This is a genomic window from Dehalococcoidales bacterium, from assembly GCA_028716225.1.
GTDB lineage: Bacteria > Chloroflexota > Dehalococcoidia > Dehalococcoidales > UBA5760 > UBA5760.
Genome location: JAQUQE010000049.1, coordinates 1 through 7,443 on the forward strand (window position 1 = coordinate 1; position 7,443 = coordinate 7,443).

Below are 7,443 nucleotides of genomic sequence, written 5' to 3' on the forward strand. Positions count from 1 at the left end.
TGCGCTTCAATTATGACAGGGAAACGAAGCCCGGCCAGTTCTATATGGTATGGATTCCTGGTATTGACGAAATTCCAATGAGTGTTTCATATATCGGAAAGTTGAAGGGAATCACTGTGCGCGCCGTGGGGGGCGCGACAAAATCGCTTACATCACTAAAAGTTGGAGATAAAATCGGAATCCGCGGACCTTATGGAAATGGATACAAAACCCCGAAAGGAAAAATCCTTTTTGTCTGCGGGGGCACTGGCGCGGCATCACTTGCTCCGCTCGTTGAGAATGTCGGAAAGAAACGCGCAACGGTAGTCATTGGCGCAAAGACAAAGGACGAAGTTCTCCTGAAAAAACGTTTGGAAAAATCCGCAAAAGTCATCATTTCAACAGACGACGGCTCGTGCGGCATCAAGGGCTTTGCCACTTGCGCAGTTGAGGAATTGCTGAGCAAGGAAAAATTCGATCAAATTATAACATGTGGCCCGGAAATAATGATGGTAAAAATTTTCCAGTTGGCGGAAGCGCACAAAATCCCGATTCAAGCATCCCTGGAACGCTACATGAAATGCGGAATCGGCATCTGCGGCCAGTGCTGCATGGACGGATACACAGTTTGCAAGGACGGGCCGATATTCACCGGGAAGCAGCTCTTGCAAATCAAAGATTTCGGAAAGCCCCACCGAGATGCGAGCGGTAAGAGAATGGCGCACTGATATTTTTCTGTTTTTTATCAATGAAATTCTATAAAATTTCCATTTTATGCAAATCCTGGGCGCAAATTGAAAACGTGCAAATTAACCAAATAACTTCAAAATTACAGATCGAAAAGAGAGAGTGGTCTGACAGCGATCTGGCCTTCCCGAGGGGTCTCCCACCTCAGTACAAACCAAAACGTGGACGAGCTTAACTGCCGAGTTCGGAACGGGATCGGGTGTATCCTCGCCGCTATGGCCGTCAAACCACATTGAACGTTATCTCATCATGGCATTCCTGGAGAATGTCACGACGTAGTCCGAAGTATTCTTATGTATACATTCCTGGATCTCGCGTTGAGCCGGCAGACGGACAGTTAGTAATCGCGGGCTGAATACCTCGAGATTGCTCCCTTGGTACTTACACCCCGATCCTATCAAACTTATCTTTTATAAGCGTCCTATGATGCGTCGTCTTAGGGTGGAGTTCAAGCTTAGATGCTTTCAGCTTTTATTCCTTAGAGCGTGGCGGCCCAGCAAATGCCCTGTCGGACAACTGGTGGACTAGTGGCTCCAAGGCCCTGTTCCTCTCGTACTAGGGGCCCTTTCCCCTCACGCATCGACGCATCCAGAAGATAGCAACAAACCTGTCTCACGACGGTCTGAACCCATCTCACGATCCCTTTTAATGGGTGAACAACCCTACCCTTGGCAGCTGCTGCACCACCAGGATAGGAAGAGACGACGGCGAAGTAGCAAGCCTTCAGGTCGATATGGGCTCTTGCTGAAGACAACTCAGTTATCCCCGGGGTAACTTTTCTGTTATCACTTACCCCCACCAAGGAGGTTTAAGTGGTTCGTTAGGTCCTTCTTTCGAATCACGGTCTCTCATTGTGCGAAACCATGTCAACTTGACTTTTGCCCTTACACTCTACATCGGGTTTCTGACCCGATTGAGTCAAGCATTGAGCGCCCTTGATATCTTTTCGAGGGCGTGGCGCCCCACCCAAACTACCCACCTATTGGTGTCCTGCCGAAGCAGTTAGCCGTATAACATCGATATGACAGTGTTACATTGGTGAATCCCCGTTACCTAGCGGCAACGGATTAACTTCTCCTGTCTACTCTATAAGATCAATATCACACAGCAACAACAGGCTGTAGTAAAGCTCCACGGGGTCTTCGCTTCCTTCTGGATGTCACTAGACTGTTCGCTAGTCTGTTAATTTCGCCGGCTTCCTAGTAGGGACAGCAGGGATCTCGTTGGCCCATTCATGCAAGTCGCCAATTAAGCGACAAGGTATTACGCTACCTTAAGAAGGTCATAGTTACCTCCGCCGCTAAACGGTCCTTCGCCCGGTTGAACCCGGTTTTCAGATACCGTTGCTGGGCAGGATTCAACAGCCATACACAACCTTTCGGTCTTGCGGCCATCTACGTTTTTGTTAAACAGTCGGAACCCTCAAGTCACTGCGACCAGCCCTCTGCAGGGCTGGCACCCCTTATACCGAAGGTACGGGGCTAATTTGCCGAATTCCCTTACTAGAATTAACGCCGTCTCGCCTTGGCTTTCTCAGCCAGGGGCACCTGTGTCGGTTCTTGGTACGAACACTATATACCTAGCGCTCAATCCCATTTCACGGGCACCAGGTATTGACTCAAGACACCCGAAGGCATCCTACTCAACCGTTCATTCACTTCTCGCCATTACGGCCTCCATGAATTTGCAGTATTGAATATGGCGACTGCCATACTGAATCTAACCCGATGCTAAAGATTGAACAAATATATAATGGTGCAGGAATATTAACCTGCTTCCCTTTCGATGTTTTCGATTAAGAAACACCTTAGGATCGACTAACCCTCGAATGATCGACGTCGTCGAGGAACCCTTAGCCCTTTCGGCGGTGGAGAATCTCACTCCACTATGCTGCTACTTTTACCAGGATCTGCGTCCAAACGCGGTCCACCGGACCTTACGGCCCGGCTTCTACCCACGTATGGCGCCCTTCTACCAAATCACATTTCTGTGTTCTAAAGTATCGGTGATTGACTTAGCCCTGTCCATTTTCAGCGCCTGTGATCTCGATCAGTGAGCTGTTACGCACTCTTTAACGGATGGCTGCTTCTGAGCCCACCGCCTGACTGTTTTAGATCACAAACAACCTTCGATTTAACACTTAGTCAATACTTAGGGACCTTAACTCTAGTTTGCGTTGTCCCGCTTTCCGGACATGGAGCTTATCCCACATGCCCTCACGTCTCGACTTCTACGATGATTGCAGATTAGGAGTTTGAGAAGAGAGCGAGCGGTTTCCCGCCCTAACTCCCTATTCAGTAACTCTACCCCGCAACCCATCTCCATCAAGGTCTACCTGCGAGTAGTTTCGAAGGGAACCAGATATCGCCAGCCTCGTTTGGCCTATCTCCCCTAAACCCAGGTCATCCGAAAGATTTGCACATCATTATCGGTTCGATCCTCCACCCCCCTTTCGGAGGGCTTCGATCTACCCAGGATTAGTTCGACTGGCTTCGGGTATTACACTAGTGACTACAGGCGAGCGCACCTTGTGCCTCAGCGGTTGCCCGCTTGCGCACGATTGGTTTCCCTGCGGCTCCCAAGATGATCTTGTTAGCCTCGCCACTAATGGAAACTCCCTGGCCCGTTTTTCAACACGGCCGAAACAACACTGCTCAGCGCCTTGCGGCGCGTCTACGCTTTAATGCTGAATCAACCCTGTAACCATTTGATTTCAAGCTCTTTGCACCTCCCGCTAGGGGTACTTTGCAGCTTTCGCTCACGCTACTACTACACTATCGGTCTCGGGATGTATTTAGGGTTGGAAGTTGATGCCTCCCATTCACACGCGATATCCAACGCGCGCTACTCTGGATACCTTGAATCTCCTACGATGTATCTCTACGGGACTCTCACCCTGTTTCGTGCCGCATTCCAGCGGACTTCAAGTTAATCTGTACGGAGTACCAAGGTCCTTACTCCACATCTCCCCCTACTTTCATAAGGGGATTCGGTTTGCCCTGTTGGGTGTTCGATCGCCTTTACTAACCCAATCTCAATTGATTTCTTTTCCTCTGCCTACTAAGATGCTTCAATTCGGCAGGTGCCCTTGCATTACTGCATGTCTAAAAAGACAGGAAGTCCCATTAGGCAATCCTCGGATCAAAGACTCCATGCGTCTACCCGAGGCATATCGCAGCTTGGCACGACCTTCGTCGGCTCCCGAGCCGAGCTATCCTTCAAATGGCGTAGCATTGCCGGCTCAATTTGCGTCCAGGATGCATACACACCAAACTTGCGCTTGGTGACGGCTTTCATAAACTACGATTCGCCTTCGGACAAGGTTCCTCGAGTCTCTGCCGAGCCTCAATGATTTTCTCACTGAGACCTTAACTATTAGATGTTAAGCGTGATTTGCGATTTAGGTAGGTATGGACCGGATGGGATTTGAACCCATGGCCTCTTGCTTGCAAAGCAAGCGATGCTACCGCTGATCTACCGGCCCATTGAGCCCACAGGTGCGGGCCCGCTGGCTCGATAGTATGATTTAGCTTGATGTGAAATTTAATGTTGGCAACTTTGTCAATACACAATCCTCGATAAATCGAAGATTACTTAGGAGGTGATCCATCTGCAGGTTCCCCTACAGATACCTTGTTACGACTTAACCTCGCTTGCTGAGGAAAAGTTCAAGCATACCATAACGTATGCCTTCACTTTAACCCAACTCGCATGGTTTGACGGGCGGTGTGTGCAAGGAGAAGGGGCATATTCACCGCAAGGTGTTGACTTGCGATTACTACGGAATCCAGCTTCACGGGGGTGAGTTTCAACCCCCGATCCGAACTACGGATGGGTTTCGGGATCGCCTTCGCCTTTCGGCGTCGGAACCTATTGTCCCATCCTTTGTAGCGCGCGTGTAGCCCGAAGGATTCAGGGCATACTGACCTACCGTCGCCCTCTCCTTCCTCTGACTTAGCGCCAGCGGTCCCTCTAGTGTGCCCTGCAAGCGAACTTACAGGTAGCAACTAAAGGCAAGGGTCTCGTTCGTTATCTGACTTAACAGAACGCCTCACGGTACGAACTGACGACGGCCATGCACCACCTCTCCACCTATTATTCGGGCAAAGTCTTCAGCCTGGCCCACATGTGGTGGTCTCCTCCGGTGAGGTTTACGGCGTTGAATCCAATTAAACCGCACGCTACTCCCGTTGCGGTACTCCCCCGCCAATTCCTTTAAGTTTCAGTCTTGCGACCGTACTCCCCAGGTAGTGGGCTTAACAACTTCTCTCCGGCACTGGACATCCTCGTAGGATATCCAACACAAAGCCCACAGCGTTTACACCCTGGACTACCGGGGTATCTAATCCCGTTTGCGCCCCAGGGCTTCATCCCTCACCGTCGGAGTCGTTCTAGTTAGACGCCTTCGCCACCGGTGGTCCTTCAAGGATTACAGGATTTTACCCCTACCCCCGAAGTACCTCTAACCTCTCCCGATCCCAAGTTCTGCAGTCTACCCAGAATTCGACAAGTTAAGCCTATCGATTTACCTGGGCATTTACAGAACCGGCTACGGATGTTTTAGACCCAATAATAACGAGCACCACTCAGGGCGCGGGTATTACCGCGGCGGCTGGCACCCGATCTTACCCGCCCTTTACTCTCCTTGTTTTTTAGACAAGAAAACAGCTAACACAAAGTGCTAGCACTTGGTATCCCCTCGTCGTAGTTTCCTACATTGCGAAGGTTTCGCGCCTGCTGCATCCCGTAGGACCTGGATTCATGTCTCAGAATCCATCTCCGGGCAATGTCTCCCAACACCCGTACCCATCGTGGGCTAGTGGGGCCGTTACCCCCACTACAACCTAATGGGCCGCAGACTCATCCTAAGGCTCCGTGGATTTCGGTCTAGGGGCATTCCAGCATCCTAGATCTATGGAGTATTATTCTCAGTTTCCCGAGATTATCCTCCACCTTAGGGCAGATTATCCGCGTGTTACTGAGCGGTATGCCGAGGTCTTTCACCTCTCGACTCGCATGGCTTAAGCGAATACCAATAGCGGTGCCCTCTGGCAGGATCAACCAGAGTTATATATCTAGAGTACACGTCTCATTTCTGAGCTCGTTTATTATTGCACACTTTACTTATTAAGAATTGACAGAGTCACCAATTACATCTTTCACATCAAGCGTCAGATCCAAGGTTTGCGCTCGTATATTGGGCGGAAGCGCCGTTCTTGAACCCCCATATTTTTGTTCCGCGGGTTGGAAAACAATGCTTTTCACAGTCCGAACTTCGTCGGTCTCGGGCATCGCCGTTATCCGCGTATATTATTCGTCGAACATACAAAGTATGTCCAAACTTTTATTTCAGACTTATTCGACATTCCACGTTCGCATAAGTTGCGCCCGTGTCATGGGTAAGCGACCTGTAATACAGAGTTTGTATTTAAAGGTTCCCATGCGTCCTTCGCGAGCGACTAGTGTCGTTCGCCTTGGAGGTGATAAACCGCGATTGTCGCATTAAACGACTATTTCGCCCCGGTCATGCAAACAGAGTATATTGTGCTACCGAGGGTCTCTAAGCCGCGGGAGACCAGGTATCGAGTAGGGGTATATAAATATAACCATTAAGGAGAGCATTTAGGAGAAGAATATTAACTATGGCATGTAGCAGCATTCGCCAAAATGAACAAAATTTGCGCTTTAGCGATGCATCTGTATGCTAATTATATGCAATATTACAATATGTATGTCTTAAGACAGATATCTGATAGTTATAGAAATCTATTGTAAAATGTGAAATCAAAATTAAAGAAAAATGGGGAGAAAGAGGATCGCATCGTCTGAGTATTACTCAAGAGCAACGCGAACGGTGTTTTCGTCCGAATCCGCAACCCATGATTTTTTAACTTCGACTTTGGAGTTGGCGCCCATCGGGACTATTTCTGAGTGTATTGCTTTCTCGTTGACGTATATTGAGCACTTTATTCCAGTCGCCGCCGTGTCGTCGCGGTTCTCTATCTCGACAACAGTAAGCACGCGATCTCCTTTCTTTGCTTCCTGCGGTATGTTCGTGACGTTCGTTATCTGGACGCGCGAAACGGGGAGAACTACTTTAGAGGTGGTTGCAACTACGCGTTTCTTCTTCTTTTTCTTCTCCATGCGTGCGATTACAGATATGCTCGCTGTCGCCCCTTCAATGGCCTCTGCCGGGGGCTTTACGGTCAAGAAGACAATGGCCGGCTCGTCCTTCTTCGGGGAAACTGCGGCCTTATCCAATATCGCGCTCCAGCCCTCGGGCGCACCCTTCGTTTCGAGGATCAGCGGAATTCCATTTTTCTTGCCCTTCTTCGTTGTCAGCGTTATCTGGTATTGTGTATCGTATCCGCGTTTCACTTCATGGGAATTGTCTTCGCAGGACATCCTGAAAGGCGTTCCGCCGCAGCATGCCGCAATTATGATTATGAGCAATAGCAGCAGGAGCAATACCAACACAGCCAAAACAATCAGCGGGGTGTAAGTGCCAAGCTTATCTTTCATTCCAGCGGACTCAAGATATGATCCGATGAGGCCGTCAGCAAACTCGTTTGCCTGGTCGAGTATTCCGCCAGCGCCTCCAGCCGAGGTTTTGGCAGTTGTAATAACCGTTGCCTGGTCGCTCTTTGAGGAATCTCCCTTCGACGTTGCTTTCAGGGTAAGAATGTCAGTGGCGCCGTTCGCTGCATCGGAAGGAAC

General features: G+C 49.6%; 2 protein-coding genes, 1 tRNA gene and 3 rRNA genes. 1 reads left to right on the top strand and 5 read right to left on the bottom strand.

The features are described from left to right. The coding region (locus tag PHI12_12385; protein MDD5511591.1) for a dihydroorotate dehydrogenase electron transfer subunit at positions 1 to 707 on the top strand (707 nt) is incomplete at its 5' end. Between the two features lie 124 nt (positions 708 to 831). Here PHI12_12385 and rrf read toward each other — a convergent pair. The 5 genes from rrf to PHI12_12410 form a co-directional block, all read right to left on the bottom strand. Then, positions 832 to 953, bottom strand: a 5S ribosomal RNA gene (gene rrf, locus PHI12_12390). A 90-nt stretch (positions 954 to 1,043) separates the two neighbouring features. After that, positions 1,044 to 3,969 (bottom strand): 23S ribosomal RNA (locus tag PHI12_12395). A gap of 168 nt (positions 3,970 to 4,137) precedes the next feature. Continuing rightward, positions 4,138 to 4,210: transfer RNA gene (locus PHI12_12400), tRNA-Ala, on the bottom strand. Between the two features lie 110 nt (positions 4,211 to 4,320). Continuing rightward, positions 4,321 to 5,799: ribosomal RNA gene (locus tag PHI12_12405) — 16S ribosomal RNA — on the bottom strand. The 16S, 23S and 5S rRNA genes sit together here with 1 tRNA gene alongside, the layout of an rRNA operon. Before the next feature lie 759 nt (positions 5,800 to 6,558). Then, a partial coding sequence (locus tag PHI12_12410; protein ID MDD5511592.1) for a hypothetical protein occupies positions 6,559 to 7,443 on the bottom strand: 885 nt, incomplete at its 5' end.